This window comes from Providencia sp. wls1943, assembly GCF_009706275.1.
In the GTDB taxonomy this organism is placed as follows: Bacteria; Pseudomonadota; Gammaproteobacteria; order Enterobacterales; family Enterobacteriaceae; genus Providencia; species Providencia zhijiangensis.
In genome coordinates this window covers 46,630-62,934 of record NZ_WLTU01000026.1, presented here as the reverse complement: position 1 = coordinate 62,934, position 16,305 = coordinate 46,630, and the positions used below count along the sequence as shown (strand labels likewise).

The following is a 16,305-nucleotide window of genomic DNA, read 5'->3' as shown; positions in this document are numbered from 1 at the left end:
GGGCTGGTTAAGTAATCGTCATTTAATAATTAGCAAAACATCATTATTTGACATAAGCGCCAAAGCCCCTCAGACTAAAAAAGACCACTAAAACGTGATTTTGCGCACAAATTTCTTAACGTTAGTGTTAATTTGTTGTCATAATAAAAAAGTAGTTTCCTCCGTTATTATTCAAGGCCCACATACATAATGAAAAAAAGAACCATCATACTGATCTTGCTTATGCTGATCTTAATTGCTGCTGCGGCGCTTTTTCATTCCCATAACCAATTTTTATTATTGCAAGGGGAAGTGGACGCACCGGAAGTCATCGTGACTTCAAAAGCCAAAGGCAGAGTCATTGAACGCCATGTAGAACGCGGGGATGATGTGAAAAAAGGGCAGTTACTGATCACCTTAGAAAGCCCTGAGTTACAAGCCCAATATGCGGCATTAAAAGCGGCTAAGGACCAAGCTCAAGCCCAACTCGACCAATCCTTAAATGGGACTCGTGAAGAGACGCTGCGTGATCTGCAAGCTGCGGTAGCTCAAGCAAATTCTCAATACCAAAATGCTTCTCGTGAATTTACCCGTTTAAATAATCTTTCAGGCAAAGGGTATGTCTCCGCGAATGAGTTAGATACCGCCCGTAAAGCAAAAGATGTTGCGTACCAACAAGTCCAAAGTGCTAAGGCGCGTTTGGAAGAAGGGAAAAACGGCGATCGTATCGAGCAGCGTCAACAATATGAAGCCGCAGTGAAGCAAGCAGAGCAAAAACTGGCTGAACTCCAAGTTCAACTGGATGACTTGCAAGTGAAAGCCCCTGTGGATGGTGAAATCGGTCCAATCCCAGCGGAAATTGGTGAATTGCTCAATGCTGGTAGTCCTTTAATCTCATTGATCAGTCTTCCTCAAGCCTATTTTGTGTATAACCTACGTGAAGATATTTTAGTGGGGGTGAAAAAAGGGGACAAAATTGAGCTGACGGTGCCAGCCTTAGGGGATAAAACCGTAGAAGCCGAAGTTCGCTATATTGCACCGAAAGGGGATTACGCGACTAAACGAGCCACCCGTGCGACAGGGGATTTCGACCTGAAAACCTTTGAAGTTCGCTTGTATCCACAACAGCCGATTGAAGGATTACGACCGGGGATGAGCGTTTTGTGGCACTGGGATAAATAACAGGTGACGCCATGAAACTCAAATTCGCTTGGCATGGTTTTGAACATGCCTTTAGCCGCGAAACCCAAATGGCGATCCGCAGCCCAGTCTTTCACTGGCTGAGTTGGCTATTCCCTTTGATGCTGTTTACGTTAGTCAGTGCTAACTTCTCAGAGGGAACGCTGATGGATGTGCCAGTTTCGGTGGTAGATAACAACAATAGCCCCATTTCAAGGCAAATTATTCGCGATCTTGACGCGGGTCCTCATGCGGAAGTGAAAGCGATTGATGGCAACTTAGTGACATCCATCAAGCAGCTGGGCAGCGCCAAAGATTATGCCTTGCTGTATATCCCCCAAAATTTTGAAGAGGATATATTGCGAGGACGCCAGCCTGAATTACGCATGTACTACAATGCGCTATTTTACGCATCCGGCAGTTATGCCATTCAAGATTTTAGTGGCTTAGTCGCGGAACTTAACGCCAAATACCGTCAAGAAATGGCAAAATCGATGGGGCAATCTCTACCGGCATTGGCGCAAGTTACGCTCTCTTACGATAGCCTCTTTAACCCAAGTGGCAGCTATATTTATTACCAACAATTTGCGGCGACCATCCATATGCTGCAACTGTTTGTGGTCACTGCCACTATTTACACCATGTCTCGCGGCACCATTCTTCAAAGCGTGAAGCCATTTTCAATGGCACTGCTAGGCAAAATGGCGCCATATACGTTATTTTTCACGACGTTACTGATTGTGGAACTGGCGGCCCTAGTCACTATCTTCGATGCAAAAGTGGTAGGGAACCCGCTGTATATGATGCTGGTGGGCTTCTTCTATGTGATAGCGGCGCAAAGTATCGGGTTACTGCTGTTTAGCTTCACGTCCAGCGCGATAATGGCGTACAGCTTAATCGGGATGCTGGTGAGTATTGCCTTAGCGTTTTCAGGTATGGCAGTACCGGAACTCTCGATGATTTTGCCCGCACGGATTATTTCGAACGTGGAGCCGCTTACTCACACCTTAAATGCCATGTTTGATATTTTCTTACGGGAAATCTCGTTTGAGCGCATTGTGCAAGTGTGCCTATTCTTGCTGATTTATCCGTTACTGACGGCATTTTTGATCCGTAAGCGCTTAGTGAAACGGCTAGAAACCCAAGGAAGTATCGTATGATGACGGTCTATTTTGCGACGTTTAAAAAGGTACTGCTGGGCATGCTGGAGAAACCGATGTGGCTGCTGCTGCTCGTTTCTCTCTGTATTATGAGTTTGGTCTATGCGCGCCCGGTATTGTGGGATCTACCTGTGGCGGTTATCGATATGGATCATTCAGGCGCAAGTCGTGAATTGATCCGCGATTTAGACGCCACGCCCAAAGTTCAGCTACACAGTTACGATAATTTAGCCCAAGCGCGGCAGGATATGATTGCGAGGCAGCTATTCGCTATCGTGATCATTCCAACAGATTTTGAAAAGCATCTGCTTAGTGGCAAAAATATCACAGTACCGGTTTATGGGGATGCCACAAACCGTTTAGCCAGTGGGCAAATCCAGCAAGAGTTATCAAAAGCGTATCAAACGCTATTGAGCGCCTATAACACCCAGTTACTGGAAAAAGCAGGCTTTAGCCCTGAACAAGCGAAAGTGATTATTGCCCCTGTTCGCAGTGAGACAGAGCCACTGTATAACCCCGGTATTAGCTTTGCGGCCATTATTTTTCCTGGCCTGCTGGTGATGTTATTGCAGCACTCCTTATTAATTGCGTGCGTGCGGGTCAGTATTGCCATTCGCTCTACACCAAAAGGCAAACCCCCATTAGCGGTTTACCTTGGTGCGTTGTCGGCACTGGTGCCTATTTGGTTATTTCTTTCGACCGTGTTTTTTGCCTTATGGCCATGGATTTTGGGCTATCGGCAAGAAGCGCCGCTGTACCAGATTTGGATGTTGACGTTCCCATTCTTACTCGCCGTTATTGGGTTAGGGAAGCTGGTCACGGAATGTTTGCGTAGTGTGGAAATGATCTACCTGACATTGGCGTTTATCACCACGCCGGTGTTCTATATGTCCGGTACGATTTGGCCATTGCAAGCCATGCCGGACTGGGTACGGATGATTGCCTCTGCGTTGCCATCCACATGGGCGACTAACGCCATGGCGGGGATCAACCAAATGGGGCTGCCATTTAGGGATATCTTGATGGATATTGTGATGATGCTGGTGCTTGGGGTGATTTACTCGTTTATCGGTGTGTTTATTGGCATGCTGCGAGATGGGGAGTTACGCCAAATTAGCCATGCGCTGCATCGCTGGCGCAAACATTTTCATAAATAGCCATAAATAATCGTCAGAGAGGTTGGTTTCCAACCTCTGAGGTTGATGACAAAGCAGGATAAAAGCGTCGTTTTTCCTGCTTTGTGTTATCAGCCGAAAATCAATAAATTGATTTTCCTTGTTAATTTTACAACCCAAAAGAGCCATTTCCAAACCTGATGGGTTTGTCAATGGTCTGAGAGGTTGGTTTCCAACCTCTCATTTTGAACAATTACGCTACAATCTTTTATTCCACTGCATTTTACTCTACAACGCTGAGGCTTAAGTTGCACTCTTCGGGCGTTGAAACTGAGAATGTACGTCCGTTAGCATTGGTTTTACCCGAATAAGTTTCCCCATTACAGTCATTGATAATGATGTAATTGACTGATGAAAGTGGTAAATCATTTTCATCGGTTAATAGGAAATTCAAATTATAATCGTGACCACCCACTTGGGAGCTAATGTTGCCATTGCTTTTGGCTGCAAGGCCTACAATCACAAACTCACCTGTTTTGCCATCTTGGTTAAGTTTTCCAACCGCATTATCTTCAGTGCCTGCCACAATATGGGCATTTTCAGGTACTGAAAGAATTTTTTTCCCTTTAAATACCACGCGATAGTACCCAGAATCGGAGTAACTCACTTCTTGGTTTTTTTCGAGATCCGCTTTGGTGTACTCAAGGGATGTTGAGCATCCCGCTAAAAAAAGTGTCATGACGATCAGGGGACGTTTTATCACGGGTATTTCCTTATTAGTCTGTGAGTTTGTTTATCTAATCTACAGCACGTCAACTGAATTCAAAAGGAGTAACTGCGTATCTGTTTGGGGGATATTCTGGGTATAGACAGGTTATTGATGAAGAATTACACAGGTTGTCACGCAATGGTATATTTAAACATAAAGGTGGCTACAATGTAGCTACATTATGACGGTGAGGTATTTTATGACTGCTTTATTAAAAACGACGGATGTTCGTAGTCGCATTGATGAGCAACTAAAAGCTGAGGCAACCAGTGTGTTGCAAGATTGTGGACTGACCATTAGTGCCGCGATCCGATTGTTTCTTGAGCAGGTTGTTCAGGAACAGGGGGTTCCTTTTGAAATTAAACGCAAACAGCCTTCTGCGAAAACTGCTCAGGCTTTAAAAGAAGCCGCGCTTATTGAGCAACAGTATTCTTCATTGGATGAGATGATGTTGGAGCTAACGAAGAGTGAGTCAAAAAACAAGCCATAAACGCGCCCAATGTGGGGTGGTGCAGGGGAATTACATATTGGTGGTGATTATTTCCTGCTCGTATATTGACTTTCTGATGATGGGCGCTTAGTGACTTTCATTGATATAGGCTCACATAGTGAACTATTTGGCTAATTGAATGAAAAGGCTCAATAAAGAGCCTCTCATAAATAGAAAAAGCCCATCACGCCTCTAGGGTAAATCCTGCAATATTACGCCGATAGCCATTATAGCTTTGGTCGAGGGATAAGAAAATTATTTGCCATCGTCGTACTCTTTCTACACGGCTTAAAAATCTAACGATATATTTCTCGAATTAACGGCAATAACCCCAACCCAGCAAGCTGAATTTCGATTTCATTGGCTTTTTTAATATCATCTTTATTTTCACCATCAAAAACATGGTCAGTACTGATAATTAATGTTCCGTGATTTTTTTCATTATCAATATGGATAAGCTGAGCTGCTATGGGGAGCTGTTGTTGCGTTATTTTTTTATTTAAATAAAGCATCCAGCCAACGGGAAGTCTGTCTGGAAAAACATTTTTATCATTATACCAATAGCCATTAACATCAACTTGAATACAAATTATTTTATAATTTTCAATGTAATAGTTTAATGCTTTAACTATAGTTGCCTTGTTTAATACACTTAAATTACGTATTTTAAACTCTAGGCTATATTTTAGGCCTGAACTAGTATACTTTATATCTAATGCTTTATTTTCATTAGCCCATATTGATTCCATCCAATCAAAATAAGGAATATTTTTTAATAAATCAGTCGGTGTGTATAGGTTAAATGCTTTCTTCTGTAATGCTTCTTCTAGAGTATCGCCAGTTAAATACCATGCGCCTTCTTTTTCATGAGTAATTGATTCACATGTTAAAATCATATGACTAAAAATATCAATTAAAGATGGAATTGACATTTCTTCGAGTAACTCAGTATCTAAACTAATTGATAAATTCATAACCACCTCAAGACTATGGTGAATAGTGCGTTTGCACTTGTGATAATTTTATTAATATTTTTTTGCAAAGGTCATACATTTTCTTATGTGAAAAATGCCAATCAATAAATGACCTCTTTTTAAATTGACTGTAACACAACCAATTTTGTTCTCCGGCTTGCTTAAGTATTTTATTATGCTCATTCATGAACAAATTTGGCTCACCTTTACTATTAAAGAAAAATTCATAATTATCTTTCGTTTCAATATAGTTGCATTCATCAGGCTTCCAGCCATCAAACTCCACTAAAGGATTTTTGGTTCTGGTTGGCACAGGAATTGTGCATTTCCATTCATCAATGTATCTCATTTGACCTGCGGGGGTATCGACTGTTCTGATCTGCGTATTACAAATTCTTGCCTGATACGCATAAGCATTGGGAGTGCGTGTATTGGTAATATCATTTTCGTGAGGAACAATATAAGGGATCGCAGGGCAATCCTGACAGCCTTTACTGGCTTCAATGGCAGCAACACCAACAGATGCCCCGGCTGTAGCACCTACAGCAGCACCTTGATTATTGCCTCGTTTCTTTTCTTCATCATCAAACTCGCCACCTATCGCAATACTTTCATATTCCCGAATTTTATCTTCATAACGGGTATTTCCTCATTCATCATCGTCACTACCTGACGAAGAAGGAAAGCCGATTTTTGATGCTTCTTGTGTCACTGCGGCGAGTCCACCCAGTGTCATTAATCCCGCCCCTGCAACTATTAAAGGAACTGGCATATTAAGTTCTCCATTCAATCAATTTCATGGCTATCCGTAAAAAATCTTGGTATTGCTGCTCTGGATTTCGACCGTTTTCTTCTAGCATATCTCTTATTTCAGTCTTCAAATAAAAGTAAGGGGAGCACGCTTCATAGAACAAAAAAGAACGAATTAAAGGCTCTTTGGTAAACCCTAGGGATAACAAATACCGAAAAGCAGATTGCAGGCGGCTATTTAATGTTTCAACCACCTGTAATTTATTAGAATGATGCTGATAAAAATCAGCAATAACTTTGGCAATATAATCGCTTTGCTCGATGTTTTGAATTTTGGTCAATTGTCCTTCGCTAAACTGCATTCAATCGCCCTCCTTGTAATGCATAAAATTGCCCTTCAAAGCGGTAATACCATGCAATGAGAGGCATCGTTATCTCATTAAATTGTTCAAGGGTGAGAACTTGGGGCATATTGTGCGTCACGCGGGGGTCATAAAACCGGAATAAGGCCGTTTTGCCATCAGGTAAATTCACATTAAGCTGGTCAGAGAAGTGGGAAGCTAATTTATCCAGCGATAAGTCACTGACCAGCCAAGATAATGCAGGAAACTTAGTCTCTAATTTCATTAAATCTACCAGCAAGTCATGCCGATGAGTCACATCAATCAACCAAGGTCCTGCCCACGCGATTTCAGCCTCGGAAGATTGTTTAAAGAGCGGGCTTGTTGCACCATAATGATGTTGAATTTCTTTATCAAAATAACGTTCATACTGTAAACCGCAAATCAAACAATAATGTTTTGTAGTAGGATAACGTTTGGAATAATTAAAAATAGGATGCGGATTATTCATTAATCATCATCCTTCTCTAACTACAAGCATTTGCCCAGATTCGGCCGCTTTCATTAAGCAACTAATACAGATTTTTTGGTAACAATGGAAGGGGGAATTGATGTAGATACCGAGGAGATAGCGCTACTTTTATCGCTATATTCATCACTATAACAGTCTTGAATTGAATTAATGAAACGAGCACGACAGGGGCATGAACTGATGCTTTCAAGTGTTCCCGCGACTTTCCGTCCTTCATCCCAAACACTTTGGCAGCCGCCAATAATATAAAAGTGCCCAGAACGTTTACCGCAGCTAACAAGATCCCCTTCTCTAGCACCGGCTACACCGTACCAAGAGAGCGTAGGATCACCGCTAAGAATTTGACCTCCGCAGGTTGTTCGGTCACCCACCCGTAAAAAATATCCTATTGCCATAATCAGTCCTCATCCATAATGGAGGACTGATTATTTTATACTTAACTTAAATTTTCAATGGTGAACTTAAATTTAACTTAAAGAATAAGACTAATTACAGATCATCAAGTCAAAATAGAAAAAATTCATCACCCCTCTAGGGTCAATCCTGCAATATTACGCCAATAGCCATTACAGCTTTGGTCGGGAATAGTGAGTGGGGACTGCCCGTATTGGTTGGCTTTAAACTGCGAAATCACATCGAGGGACTCAAGGCTTTCAGGGGAAACCCGCACAATATCCACCAAATCTTGCATGGACGAAATATCGTTGCCTAAGTTATAGCAATAGCCGCTCAGAGTTTGGATACCATTAAGCGTGAAAACTTGTTGTTGCTCCTGTGACATCACTTTACGTCCTTGCGGGTAATTAATGCAGCAGGTTTCGCACTCATCTTTTTGGCGGTTTTCCGAGCGCGCCGTAAAGCAGCGGGCAGAATAGGCCAAAGGCAGATGACCGTAGCTGAAAACTTCCACTTCAAACTGATCGCGAATGCCTAACTCTTCACATTGATTGAGCAAATTCACCAGCCAATCACGGGAAAGCTCAACAGGCATACACCAGCGCATCATGCCTTGGCGCAGCAAAATATTCAGTGAGGGGGCGTTATAACAGTTAAGCCCATGGCCTGCCACAAAAGGCAATTTGCGCTCTGCCAGCATGTTGACGACACCAAAATCGTGCGCTTCAATCAAAAACTCGCCATTATCGACTAACTTACTGATTTCTTTTTGCTCAGAGGGCGCTTGTAACAGCGCAAGGGTGCTGAGAATAATTTGTTTACCGCTTCCTGCTAGCTGTTTCGCGAGATCAATCCAGTCATTGGGTTTCATATCGCGGCGTTTGCTACATACTGTTTCTCCGAGATAAATAATATCCGCGTCGCTGTCTGCTGCCTGCTGATAAAAATCCTGTAAAGTTGATGTTGGCCAGTAGTACAGTACTGAGCCTAATGCATATTTCATTATGTTACCCATTAATCCATGCTGATGAATGATGTGCGCCAGTTATTGCCACTTACGGTGATACGCACCAAGGGTGGTTTGGCTACCTTCAGAAAGGTCACCAAGGGCTTTGAGCCACCTAGGATCTGTCACAAAACCGTCTGGATTGGATTTATAGCGATTGATGGCCTGACGCCAAATCTTGGTCACTTGGGTGACATAGGCAGGGCTGCGTTGACGACCTTCAATTTTTACTGAAGCGATATTGGCACTCATTAGCTCTGGGAGTAGCTCAATGGTATTGAGGCTGGTAGGCTCTTCAAGCACATGATATTTCTGCTCATCGACCACATAGCGCCCTTTACACAGGGTTGGATAGCCGGCATTTTCATTTTTTTGGTAGCTGTCGATCAGCACATCATTCAGTCGTGATTCCATGCCATTTTCAGTCTGTTGCCAGCGAACAAAACGCGCAGGAGAACAAGCGCCGACCGTATTCGGGGATTCTCCCGTTAAGTAGGAAGAAAGATAGCAGCGGCCTTCAGCCATAATGCACAAGCTACCAAAAGCAAATACTTCCAGCGGTACCGGACTGGTTTTGGCGAGCTGTTTCACTTGGTGAATCGATAACACGCGAGGGAGCACAACGCGATGTACCTGAAAGTTACGCTGATAGAAACGAATGGCTTCCGTGTTGGTCGCGGAAGCTTGCACAGAAACATGGCGTTCAATATGCGGGTATTTATTGGCTGCGTACTCTAACATAGCAATGTCGGCGAGGATCAGAGCATCGGCTCCTAAGTCAGCCGCCAAATCAACAGAGTTTTGCCAGCGTTGATAACCATCAGGGTGAGCGAAGGTATTTATCGCAATATGCAATTTACGTTTACGCTGGTGGATATAACGCTCTGCTTCATGCAGATTTTTTTCCGTAAAATTCAAACCTGCAAAATGACGCGCGTTAGTATCATTTTTGAGTCCGATGTACACCGCATCGGCACCATTATCAACAGCAGCTTTTAAGGCAGGTAAATTCCCCGCAGGGCAGAGTAATTCCATTAGCTTTTTCTCTGTATAAAAATTTAGCAATTGATCATTCTAGACAAGGGGTCTAGTAGAGGTTTTGATTTAGCGCAGAGAAGCTTGGAATGTTGTAGGCGAGATAGTTATTTCGTGACTATTATAAAAGTGTAGAGATTATTGAAAATAAATATTGGCGAGATGGATAAAGATTGATATAGGATCGGTATCATCAGGTTATTTTTTGGCAAAATATGTCCTTATATCGGATAAATAACGATATATCTCTGACTATCTTTACATCTACACATCAATGTTATCTATAATCTTAGTCATTATAGGTATTAAAATTGTCCAAGCGGCTGCTTTAACCGGTAGTTCTGCGTGGTGGACAGATAATTGATACGGGAGTTAGTACTGTGTTTGGTAAAATTCGTTCTCAACTGATCACTCAAGGCCCTTCATTTTTGAAGTTTCCATTGAAAGTGACCCCATTTGTCGTACAGCGTCAAATACTCGAACAACTATTAAGTTGGCAGTTTCGTGAATCTGTTAAAGAAGGCGAACTCGATTTTCTGGAAGGGAAATGGCTGAAAGTTGAGATCCGAGATTTAGAGCTTGTTTGGTTTATCAGCTTACAAGAGAGTCAGCTGGTGGTACAAAAGCAGGCTGAACCGGATGTCAGTGTCAGCGGCAATGCCAATGATCTGGTATTGATCGCAGCCCGCAAAGAAGATCCCGATACGCTCTTTTTCCAACGTCGTTTGGTGATTGAAGGGGATACTGAATTAGGTTTGTATGTTAAAAACTTGATGGATGCCTTCGAAATTGAAAATATGCCCGCGCCTTTACGTTTTGGTCTATTACAGCTCGCTGATGTGATTAAAACGGTACAAGACAGTGAGGACGCAGAGCATAAAACGCCTGTGTTAACCTCATGCTGATACGTGTAGAAATCCCGGTTGATGCCATGGGTATCGACACGCTATTACGTGAAACCTTCCCAACTGAGGGTGAGGCAGATCTTGTTCAGCACCTGCGTGAAGATGGGTTACTGACCCTTGGTGTGGTGGCGACCAACGATGACGGCGAAGTTATTGGCTATGTCGGGTTTACTCCGGTTGATGTGAATGGTGAAGATGTTCAATGGGTAGGACTCGCCCCATTAGCCGTTAAAAAAGCCTATCAAGGTCAAGGTATCGCGGAACAATTGGTTTATGAAGGGTTAGATAGCTTAAATGAATTTGGTTATGGGGCTGTCGTCGTTCTCGGTGATGAGGGTTACTACGGGCGTTTGGGTTTCGAACCCGCTTCCAACCATGAATTACGTTGCCAATGGCCAAGTTTACAAAAACATTTTCTTGTCTACGGACTCGAAAATGGCGCAATTGACCAGCATAAAGGCGAAGTCACTTACTCATCGCATTTTGACAATGTGTAAGCCGCTAAATAATGCTGTAAATCATCAGGCTGGTCAGTGACCAGCCTTTCTTTTGCCTGCTTACTCAATTGCTTAACTCGATACTCTAATTGAGATGCTTCAGAACGATCCCCTGCAGTACAATGAAAAACGAGGGTCAAAGGCGCTTTACCTTTTAGTGCCTTGGCACCTGTTCCCGCTTCATGCTGTTGAAAACGTCGCTGAACATCGGTGGTGATCCCACAATATAGCGCGTTATTTTTCTGCCGAATTAAGTAAAGAGACCAATTTTGCTGTGTCATTTTGTTTTTCTTGTTATTTAATTTAGCATTCTGTGCTGATTTATAAGGAGAATTTAGTTGGCTTGCAGCGAATTTTCTTGCGGATCATAAAGTTTATAACATACTAAATTATAAATAAAAAATGATATAAACCCGTCACAAATTTGTAACCTCAACATAGGTTATCGTTCAATTAATTTGAATAACTATAGCAAAATTAGCTAATTTTCATCTCAGAATAAAGCGCATAGTATGATCCATATCACAGGGGAACACGAAAAAACCCTGTAAATATCAAACATACAATGAGGAAGTTTACCATGAAAAAAACAACATTATTTGCTGCTGCTTTAGCTTTAGGTGCTGTATCATTTGGTTCAATGGCGGCTGAAGAAGTTAGACAAGCTAGTGAGCCAGCAGTTGGTTATGTGTCTGTAAGTGGTGCTGCAAGTGTAAATGACCTGACTGCACAATTAGCCAAAAAAGCTGATGAAGCTGGCGCAAAATCTTTCCGTGTGATTTCTGCAAGCGGTGAGAATGAGATGAATGGTACAGCAGCAATCTACAAATAATTCTACTCGTCAGATTTACTCGTCATACTTCGAGCCGCAGCGTTGTTGGCTGCGTTCACTCCCACTAGTCACATACTAGTGTATGCTCCTAGCGACTCGTTCGCTTGCCGCCTAGCTGCAACTCGAATTATTTAGAGTAAAAGCGAGGAGGAGAGGGGGGAACTAGAAGGGAAGTATGGTCGATTTTGAGCAGTAGCTTCGAGTGCTAGCATTGCTGATATAAAACCTTATGTTAGGTGCAACTCGAATGAGTAAGTTATAGTAGTGCGAACTAAGTACAGATAACGTTCAGAACAGCTTAAGCACGCCCTGCCATTTTTATGGGCGTGTTCTGAACGGTCTAACATGGACATTCGCAATGACACCCGAAAACACCTTACAACATATCCAGCGCTATATTGCTCGCCAACACGTTTTTTCTCTGTTTACCTCTCACCAAGATGATATTTGGGCTGCCAGTTGCTACTACACCTTTGACCGCCAAAATATGCGTTTAATTTTCATAACATCCCCCGATTCGCAGCACGGCCAATTAATGCAGGAAAATCCTCGAGTGGCTGGAACAATCTCTGCACAAACTAAGCAAGTGGGTAAAATTCAAGGTATTCAATTTGTGGGAGAAATTCGCCAATTTGCTGGTGAAGAGGTGGATGTGCAGAAAGCATTTTATTGCCAGCGATTCCCTGTCGCTCTAGAGGCGAAGCTGCCGATTTGGCAGCTCCAATTACAGACGGTGAAAATGGTGGATAACACGCTGGGTTTTGGCACCAAGTTACATTGGTTACGTGAAGCTTAACGTAGCCGATGAATAATCTGGTTACTGCTACCGCGCCATAGCAGCGCGGGATCATACCGTTCTTGCTCGAACTTTCCATCAATCAACGTATTGATCAAACTCACCACTTTTTGCTGTTCTAGTGTTAACTCATCAAGTTTATAGCCCGTCCACACCCAAATATCCTTATCTGGGCAGACGGCTTTCACTCGCTTCACTAGCGCTAAAATGGCGGGCAAGTTGGCAGGATGCAAAGGATCTCCCCCTGAGAGGGAAAGCCCTTGGCGGCGAATACGCGTATCCTGCAAATCTTGGATAATTTGGTCTTCCATCTCTTGGGTAAAGGGAATACCGGAATCCACGCGCCATGTGCTTTGGTTATAACAGCCTCGGCACTGATGAACGCAGCCCGAGACGAACAATGTGCAGCGGGTACCGGGTCCATTTACCACATCCACAGGATAATATTGGTGATAATTCATGGTATTTATACGCCGTTAACTTATCGATTTATTAACCAAGCTGCCCATTTCCCAAGTGCTTGATACGGCGCTTCACTTCCTCTTGCTTACCCGCATTAAACGGTCGGGCATCTGGGCTGCCTAAATAGCCACAGACACGGCGGATCACTGAAACGCGATTAGTATCGTGGTTGCCGCAAGCTGGGCAGGTAAAGCCTTTGCTGGTACACGAAAATTCACCCGAAAAACCGCAGTCATAGCATTCGTCGATTGGCGTATTAGTGCCGTAGTAAGGCACATGCTGATAGCTGTAATCCCAGACATCTTCGAGGGCTTTGAGGTTGTGCTGTAAGTTCGGGTATTCGCCGTAGCAGATAAAACCGCCATTGGCGAGCGCTGGATACGGCTGTTCAAAATCGATTTTATCGTAAGGATTAACCTGTTTTTCCACATCTAAGTGGAAGCTATTGGTGTAGTAGCCTTTGTCGGTTACACCCTCAATAACGCCAAATTCAGCGGTATCTAAGCGACAGAAACGGTCGCACAGATTTTCGCTCGGCGTGCTGTATAAGCTGAAACCGTAGCCTGTTTGGGATTTCCATTCGTCAGTGGCTTGGCGCAGACGATTGACGATAGCGACCGCTTTTTCGCGTAATTGCTCGCTGTCATACACATGAGTCTGCGTGCCAAATAGGGCATTGATGGTTTCGTGTAACCCAATGTAACCCAATGAAATGGAAGCGCGTCCATGTTTGAAGATTTCAGCTACGCTGTCATTGGCTTTTAAGCGAACGCCGCAGGCACCTTCCATATATAAGATAGGGGCGACACGAGCTTTGACATTTTCTAAGCGTGCAATGCGGGTCATTAATGCTTTTTTGGCGATGGCTAAACGCTCGTCGAGAAGCGCCCAAAATGCCTCTTCGCTACCTTGAGCTTCCAGCGCAATACGCGGTAAATTCAGGCTTATCACGCCGAGGTTATTTCGCCCATCGTGAATTTGTTTGCCATCTTCTTCATAGACGCCCAAGAAACTGCGGCAGCCCATCGGTGTTTTAAAGGAGCCAGTGACATCAACCACGCGATCGTAATTGAGGATGTCTGGATACATACGTTTGCTGGCACATTCTAAGGCTAACTGTTTGATATCGTAGTTAGGATCGCCATATTTGTGGTTCAGCCCATCTTTGATGGCAAACACGAGTTTTGGGAAAACGGCGGTTTTGCGGTTTTTGCCCAGTCCCGCAATGCGGTTTTTGAGAATAGATTGCTGGATAAGTCGCGCTTCTTGGGATGTGCCTAACCCAAAGCCAAAGGTGACGAAGGGGGTTTGCCCGTTCGCGGTATGCAGTGTATTCACTTCGTACTCTAAGGACTGGAAAGCATCATAACACTCTTTTTCAGTGCGACTTTGGGCATAAGCTTCGGCGTTAGTAATACCCCATTCTTTGGCCACTTTCAAATGTTTTTCATGGCTGATAGCCACATAAGGCGCCAAAATTTCATCAATGCGGTTAATAGTGGTTCCGCCATAAATATGGCTAGCCACTTGGGCAATAATTTGTGCAGTAACGGCAGTCGCAGTCGAAATGGATTTTGGTGGCTCGATTTCTGCATTTCCCATCTTAAAGCCGTTGGTTAACATGCCATCAAGGTCGATAAGCATACAGTTAAACATCGGGAAGAAAGGGGCATAATCGAGGTCATGATAGTGAATTTCACCCTTTTCATGAGCTAGAACGACATCGCGAGGTAAAATGTGTTGTTTAGCGTAATGTTTAGCGACGATCCCTGCCAATAAGTCTCGTTGAGTCGGGATGACTTTACTGTCTTTATTCGCATTTTCATTGAGTAAAGATAGGTTACTTTGCTCAATTAGGCCGCGGATTTCGTGAGTCAGTTGGCTGCGCTTTTCGCGTTCGCTATCTCTATCATGGCGATACTCAATATAGGCACGTGCCAAATCTTTATAAGGTCCAGACATCAGCTGGTTTTCGACAGCATCTTGGATTTCGGCGATATCCACTTTTTCTCGATGACACAGTTGTTCAGAAACAACCGTAGCCACTTGCAGACAATAATCATCATCTTTGACATCTACCGCCGCGGCTGCACGTCGCACCGCTTCTTGAATGCGCGGGAGATCAAAATTGACCTGACAACCATCTCGTTTTATAACCACCGTTTTCACTGTCATACTCCTTATTAAATCCCTCACAGGACTGGCGATAGCGTCCATTATCTTTTATCAGTATGGGGCATCCCTGTGAAAGAAATGTGAATTTTTACTATATGTAGTGTCTATTGAATTAATTAAAGCACAATATGTAGGATATTGCCTTTTTTTAGCTGACGGTAATTTGATTTAAAACAAGGAAAAAAATAATTTGTATGAATATCAAAAGTGCAGGCAGTAATTAAATTGTGCGTTCGATAATTTAGTGAGCAATAAGGTTAGGTGGCGGATATATCCAAGGGGCTATCGTGGCAAAACGTGACGAAGAGAAGAAAATCGCCTTGAGATACAGTGAATAACCTGAAAGTTGATAAGTATATTTAGAATGAAGCTAATAAAAAAAGCCTGCTGACAATGTGTTAGCAGGCTATCAGATTGACAATCTGAAACTGAATAAAACTATTTACGTACTGCGATAGCTTCGATTTCGATTTTCACATCTTTTGGCAGACGAGCAACTTCAACGCAAGAACGCGCAGGGAATGGCGCATTATGTTGTTTGAAAAACTCTTCGTAAGTGGCGTTTACGGTACCAAAATCATTTAAATCTTTCACAAAAACGGTCGTTTTTACGATGTTGGCAACGCCCAGACCTGCTTTTTCTAAAATCGCTTTTACGTTCGCCAGTGATTGACGAGTTTGTGCAGCGATATCTTCAGGGACATTACCGGTTTTTGGATCAACAGGAATTTGACCTGAAGTCATAACCATACTGCCTAAATCGACGCCTTGAACGTAAGGACCAATAGCGGCTGGTGCATTTTCGGTGCTGATTTCGTATGACATAATTTCTCCGTTTATCACGTAAAAAAGGGTTTGGACGCTATTATAGACATGGAACGGCATCCACACAAAGACGCAGTCTACGCCTAA

The 16,305-nt window shown here is 43.3% G+C and carries 21 protein-coding genes; 8 read left to right on the top strand and 13 right to left on the bottom strand.

Annotated elements, in window-relative coordinates:
- Window positions 1-189: 189 nt before the first annotated feature.
- The 3 genes from GKR48_RS16130 to GKR48_RS16120 are packed head-to-tail and all read left to right on the top strand — an operon-like array spanning window position 190 to window position 3,475.
- Window positions 190-1,161, top strand: coding sequence for an HlyD family secretion protein (locus tag GKR48_RS16130; RefSeq protein ID WP_154628820.1), 972 nt, complete (start codon window positions 190-192; stop codon window positions 1,159-1,161).
- Window positions 1,162-1,172: 11 nt separating this feature from the next.
- Window positions 1,173-2,318: an ABC transporter permease gene (locus GKR48_RS16125; RefSeq protein ID WP_154628819.1), complete on the top strand. Its 1,146-nt coding sequence runs from the start codon at window positions 1,173-1,175 to the stop codon at window positions 2,316-2,318.
- Window positions 2,318-3,475, top strand: a complete 1,158-nt coding sequence (locus tag GKR48_RS16120; protein WP_154628892.1) for an ABC transporter permease — start codon at window positions 2,318-2,320, stop codon at window positions 3,473-3,475. Before GKR48_RS16125 ends, GKR48_RS16120 begins: the two co-directional genes overlap by 1 nt.
- Before the next feature lie 241 nt (window positions 3,476-3,716).
- Here the strand turns inward: GKR48_RS16120 and GKR48_RS16115 are convergent, their stop codons facing one another.
- Window positions 3,717-4,196, bottom strand: a complete 480-nt coding sequence (locus GKR48_RS16115) for a hypothetical protein (RefSeq protein WP_336431191.1) — start codon at window positions 4,194-4,196, stop codon at window positions 3,717-3,719.
- Window positions 4,197-4,401: 205 nt separating this feature from the next.
- Between GKR48_RS16115 and GKR48_RS16110 the strand changes: the two genes are divergently transcribed.
- A complete protein-coding gene (locus GKR48_RS16110; protein ID WP_154603017.1) occupies window positions 4,402-4,692 on the top strand; it encodes a type II toxin-antitoxin system RelB/DinJ family antitoxin in 291 nt (96 codons plus the stop codon).
- Between the two features lie 296 nt (window positions 4,693-4,988).
- On the opposite strand, the gene GKR48_RS16105 is transcribed toward GKR48_RS16110, so the two are convergent.
- The 8 genes from GKR48_RS16105 to ubiU form a co-directional block, all read right to left on the bottom strand.
- The gene (locus tag GKR48_RS16105; protein WP_154628818.1) at window positions 4,989-5,666 is read right to left on the bottom strand and encodes an Imm52 family immunity protein; all 678 of its coding nucleotides are present in this window, start codon (window positions 5,664-5,666) and stop codon (window positions 4,989-4,991) included.
- A gap of 13 nt (window positions 5,667-5,679) precedes the next feature.
- Window positions 5,680-6,105, bottom strand: a complete 426-nt coding sequence (locus GKR48_RS17975) for a Tox-REase-5 domain-containing protein (protein ID WP_442959391.1) — start codon at window positions 6,103-6,105, stop codon at window positions 5,680-5,682.
- Between the two features lie 210 nt (window positions 6,106-6,315).
- Window positions 6,316-6,438: a hypothetical protein gene (locus tag GKR48_RS18270; RefSeq protein ID WP_255425051.1), complete on the bottom strand. Its 123-nt coding sequence runs from the start codon at window positions 6,436-6,438 to the stop codon at window positions 6,316-6,318.
- A 1-nt stretch (window position 6,439) separates the two neighbouring features.
- Complete coding sequence (locus GKR48_RS16095; protein ID WP_154628817.1) at window positions 6,440-6,778, bottom strand: hypothetical protein; 339 nt, start codon at window positions 6,776-6,778, stop codon at window positions 6,440-6,442.
- Entirely contained in the window at window positions 6,768-7,268 is a 501-nt protein-coding gene (locus GKR48_RS16090; RefSeq protein ID WP_154628816.1) for a DUF4123 domain-containing protein, read from the bottom strand. The genes GKR48_RS16095 and GKR48_RS16090 overlap by 11 nt, the downstream gene beginning before the upstream one ends.
- A gap of 53 nt (window positions 7,269-7,321) precedes the next feature.
- Entirely contained in the window at window positions 7,322-7,684 is a 363-nt protein-coding gene (locus GKR48_RS16085; protein ID WP_154628815.1) for a PAAR domain-containing protein, read from the bottom strand.
- 128 nt (window positions 7,685-7,812) lie between these two features.
- A complete protein-coding gene (locus tag GKR48_RS16080) occupies window positions 7,813-8,688 on the bottom strand; it encodes a U32 family peptidase (protein WP_154628814.1) in 876 nt (291 codons plus the stop codon).
- Window positions 8,689-8,730: 42 nt separating this feature from the next.
- Window positions 8,731-9,726: a ubiquinone anaerobic biosynthesis protein UbiU gene (gene ubiU / locus GKR48_RS16075; protein ID WP_154628813.1), complete on the bottom strand. Its 996-nt coding sequence runs from the start codon at window positions 9,724-9,726 to the stop codon at window positions 8,731-8,733.
- A gap of 380 nt (window positions 9,727-10,106) precedes the next feature.
- On the opposite strand from ubiU, the gene ubiT reads away from it, so the two are divergent.
- Both ubiT and GKR48_RS16065 read left to right on the top strand, forming a co-directional pair.
- The gene (ubiT, locus tag GKR48_RS16070; protein WP_336431189.1) at window positions 10,107-10,631 is read left to right on the top strand and encodes a ubiquinone anaerobic biosynthesis accessory factor UbiT; all 525 of its coding nucleotides are present in this window, start codon (window positions 10,107-10,109) and stop codon (window positions 10,629-10,631) included.
- Window positions 10,625-11,128, top strand: a complete 504-nt coding sequence (locus GKR48_RS16065) for a GNAT family N-acetyltransferase (RefSeq protein ID WP_154628811.1) — start codon at window positions 10,625-10,627, stop codon at window positions 11,126-11,128. Before ubiT ends, GKR48_RS16065 begins: the two co-directional genes overlap by 7 nt.
- Here GKR48_RS16065 and GKR48_RS16060 read toward each other — a convergent pair.
- Window positions 11,101-11,409 (bottom strand): GIY-YIG nuclease family protein, encoded by a 309-nt coding sequence (locus GKR48_RS16060; protein ID WP_154628810.1) that lies wholly within the window; start codon window positions 11,407-11,409, stop codon window positions 11,101-11,103. The genes GKR48_RS16065 and GKR48_RS16060 overlap by 28 nt on opposite strands.
- A 299-nt stretch (window positions 11,410-11,708) precedes the next feature.
- On the opposite strand from GKR48_RS16060, the gene bhsA reads away from it, so the two are divergent.
- Window positions 11,709-11,960 (top strand): multiple stress resistance protein BhsA, encoded by a 252-nt coding sequence (gene bhsA, locus GKR48_RS16055; RefSeq protein ID WP_154628809.1) that lies wholly within the window; start codon window positions 11,709-11,711, stop codon window positions 11,958-11,960.
- A gap of 358 nt (window positions 11,961-12,318) precedes the next feature.
- On the top strand, window positions 12,319-12,756 hold the full coding sequence (locus GKR48_RS16050) for a YhbP family protein (protein ID WP_154628808.1): 438 nt from the start codon (window positions 12,319-12,321) through the stop codon (window positions 12,754-12,756).
- On the opposite strand, the gene nrdG is transcribed toward GKR48_RS16050, so the two are convergent.
- The 3 genes from nrdG to ridA form a co-directional block, all read right to left on the bottom strand.
- A complete protein-coding gene (nrdG, locus tag GKR48_RS16045) occupies window positions 12,753-13,217 on the bottom strand; it encodes an anaerobic ribonucleoside-triphosphate reductase-activating protein (RefSeq protein WP_154628807.1) in 465 nt (154 codons plus the stop codon). The genes GKR48_RS16050 and nrdG overlap by 4 nt on opposite strands.
- A 31-nt stretch (window positions 13,218-13,248) precedes the next feature.
- The gene (nrdD, locus tag GKR48_RS16040) at window positions 13,249-15,387 is read right to left on the bottom strand and encodes an anaerobic ribonucleoside-triphosphate reductase (RefSeq protein WP_272522501.1); all 2,139 of its coding nucleotides are present in this window, start codon (window positions 15,385-15,387) and stop codon (window positions 13,249-13,251) included.
- A gap of 444 nt (window positions 15,388-15,831) precedes the next feature.
- The gene (gene ridA / locus GKR48_RS16035; protein WP_036949109.1) at window positions 15,832-16,218 is read right to left on the bottom strand and encodes a 2-iminobutanoate/2-iminopropanoate deaminase; all 387 of its coding nucleotides are present in this window, start codon (window positions 16,216-16,218) and stop codon (window positions 15,832-15,834) included.
- Between the last annotated feature and the right edge of the window lie 87 nt (window positions 16,219-16,305).

Coding starts and splice junctions, on each gene's coding strand:
- bhsA (WP_154628809.1), top strand. CDS start 11,709: ATGAAAAAAACAACATTATTTGCTGCTGCTTTAGCTTTAGGTGCTGTA.
- GKR48_RS16060 (WP_154628810.1), bottom strand. CDS start 11,409: ATGACACAGCAAAATTGGTCTCTTTACTTAATTCGGCAGAAAAATAAC.
- GKR48_RS16085 (WP_154628815.1), bottom strand. CDS start 7,684: ATGGCAATAGGATATTTTTTACGGGTGGGTGACCGAACAACCTGCGGA.
- GKR48_RS16105 (WP_154628818.1), bottom strand. CDS start 5,666: ATGAATTTATCAATTAGTTTAGATACTGAGTTACTCGAAGAAATGTCA.
- GKR48_RS16125 (WP_154628819.1), top strand. CDS start 1,173: ATGAAACTCAAATTCGCTTGGCATGGTTTTGAACATGCCTTTAGCCGC.
- ridA (WP_036949109.1), bottom strand. CDS start 16,218: ATGTCATACGAAATCAGCACCGAAAATGCACCAGCCGCTATTGGTCCT.
- GKR48_RS16095 (WP_154628817.1), bottom strand. CDS start 6,778: ATGCAGTTTAGCGAAGGACAATTGACCAAAATTCAAAACATCGAGCAA.
- GKR48_RS16080 (WP_154628814.1), bottom strand. CDS start 8,688: ATGAAATATGCATTAGGCTCAGTACTGTACTACTGGCCAACATCAACT.
- GKR48_RS16050 (WP_154628808.1), top strand. CDS start 12,319: ATGACACCCGAAAACACCTTACAACATATCCAGCGCTATATTGCTCGC.
- GKR48_RS18270 (WP_255425051.1), bottom strand. CDS start 6,438: ATGCCAGTTCCTTTAATAGTTGCAGGGGCGGGATTAATGACACTGGGT.
- GKR48_RS16130 (WP_154628820.1), top strand. CDS start 190: ATGAAAAAAAGAACCATCATACTGATCTTGCTTATGCTGATCTTAATT.
- GKR48_RS16120 (WP_154628892.1), top strand. CDS start 2,318: ATGACGGTCTATTTTGCGACGTTTAAAAAGGTACTGCTGGGCATGCTG.
- GKR48_RS16090 (WP_154628816.1), bottom strand. CDS start 7,268: ATGAATAATCCGCATCCTATTTTTAATTATTCCAAACGTTATCCTACT.
- GKR48_RS16110 (WP_154603017.1), top strand. CDS start 4,402: ATGACTGCTTTATTAAAAACGACGGATGTTCGTAGTCGCATTGATGAG.
- ubiU (WP_154628813.1), bottom strand. CDS start 9,726: ATGGAATTACTCTGCCCTGCGGGGAATTTACCTGCCTTAAAAGCTGCT.
- GKR48_RS16065 (WP_154628811.1), top strand. CDS start 10,625: ATGCTGATACGTGTAGAAATCCCGGTTGATGCCATGGGTATCGACACG.
- nrdG (WP_154628807.1), bottom strand. CDS start 13,217: ATGAATTATCACCAATATTATCCTGTGGATGTGGTAAATGGACCCGGT.